Source organism: Flavobacterium bomense (assembly GCF_003970355.1).
In genome coordinates this window covers 1-1,723 of record NZ_RYDJ01000064.1, presented here as the reverse complement: position 1 = coordinate 1,723, position 1,723 = coordinate 1, and the positions used below count along the sequence as shown (strand labels likewise).

Here is a 1,723-nt window from a genome sequence, read left to right as displayed (position 1 = left end):
AAAAGATTTAATTTAAAGAAATCTGTATGAATTATGATTGTAAACAATTTCAAAAAAATAACTATCGGTGAAAAAGGAGTGATTCTGAAGTTTAAGTCGAAAGAGCCAAAAGAAATTCCGTTTTCAGAAATTAACCAAATATATATTAAAGTAAAAAAAACTCCAATACAATATGTTTTGTTATTTGTTGTGGTGTCTTTAAGTATAGTTTTACTCTCATTGTGGATTTTTGGGTTAACATTGGTTGCGTTTTCGCCCTTGTTTTTGGTTTTTGTCGGTGTAATAAAATTGTATAGTTATAAACGCTTTGTTTTGAAAATAAAATTAAAAAATGGCAGTTCGGTCATACAGACCATTCCGTTAAGGTTAAAACATAAGACCATCGAAGACATAACTAAAATACGTAAAGCCATTTTAGTTTGCGTTAAATCCTAAAAATCCCTACTATTCATTCCTTTACTTGGAGGATTTGTATTTCAAAGAATCAATAATCCAAAATTATTTTTGGAAAACTAAAGCAATTAACAAGCATTTTGAATATGAAATGACAAAATTCCTTTTTTATGAATTGTTTTTTGCCTAATCCCTTTTGATAAACTACTTTTGCAAAAGTTTTAAAAAACAAACCAAGCAAACTTTGAATAGTACACCCAATTCCATTTCCATAAAATCCATTTATATTGATTTTAAAGCAATCACAAAAGCGGGTTTAGCTATTAGTGTTGTTTTTTCGTCAATAGCAGGATTTTTGCTTGGAGTTCCAGATATTCTTTCTTTAGATTGGACAATTTTGCTTAAGCTAGCCATTGGTGGTTATTGTATGGTAGGCGCTTCGAATGCTTACAATCAAGTTATCGAAAAAGACCTCGATGCCTTGATGGATAGAACCAAGAATCGTCCCGTTCCCGCAGGAAGAATGTCTCCGAATGTCGCTTTGGTCATTGCTAGCATTCTTACTCTTATCGGAATTGTGTTGCTTTACACCATCAATCCAAAAACAGCTATGTTTGGAGCGATTTCAATATTTTTATACACGAGTATTTACACGCCTCTGAAAACGGTGACATCGTTGTCGGTTTTTGTGGGAGCGATTCCAGGAGCGATTCCTTTTATGTTGGGTTGGGTTGCGGCAACGGGTAATTTTGGCATCGAAGCTGGAACCCTATTCTTAATTCAGTTTTTTTGGCAGTTTCCTCATTTCTGGGCAATCGGTTGGTTCTTATACGAAGATTATGAAAAAGCAGGTTTCTTTATGTTACCAACAGGAAAAAAAGATAACGGAACGGCTTTGCAAATCATATTATATACAGTTTGGCTAATTATAGCTACACTTTTGCCGTCATTAGGTTATACCGGACAATTATTTATTTCGCCCGTGGCGGCAGTTTTGGTCTTTTTGCTAGGACTTTGGATGCTTTTTTATGCAGTGAAATTGTATAAGTCAAGAACTACCAAAGCCGCGAGAACTTTAATGTTAGTAAGTGTCTCTTATATTACTTTATTGCAATTAATTTATATATTTGACAAAATTTTAAGATAGATATGACAACTACAATGACCGCCGAAGAGCATAAATCAAGAACAGCAAGATCATACAAATTGTTGTTGTTGTTTGCTATGATCAGTATGATTATGATGTTTGCTGGCCTCACTAGTGCTTTTGTGGTGAGTAAATCAAGAGCCGATTGGTTGAAGGATTTTCAATTGCCAACAGCTTTTTATT

General features: G+C 33.7%; 2 protein-coding genes and 1 pseudogene. All 3 read left to right on the top strand.

What is annotated here, in order from left to right; all coding sequences use genetic code 11:
• Positions 1-33 precede the first annotated feature (33 nt).
• The gene (locus EKL98_RS17530) at positions 34-435 is read left to right on the top strand and encodes a hypothetical protein (protein WP_148104428.1); all 402 of its coding nucleotides are present in this window, start codon (positions 34-36) and stop codon (positions 433-435) included.
• 202 nt (positions 436-637) lie between these two features.
• Positions 638-1,540: a heme o synthase gene (cyoE, locus tag EKL98_RS15550; RefSeq protein ID WP_126563107.1), complete on the top strand. Its 903-nt coding sequence runs from the start codon at positions 638-640 to the stop codon at positions 1,538-1,540.
• A 2-nt stretch (positions 1,541-1,542) separates the two neighbouring features.
• Positions 1,543-1,723: pseudogene (locus tag EKL98_RS15545) on the top strand (cytochrome c oxidase subunit 3); the annotation flags it as partial.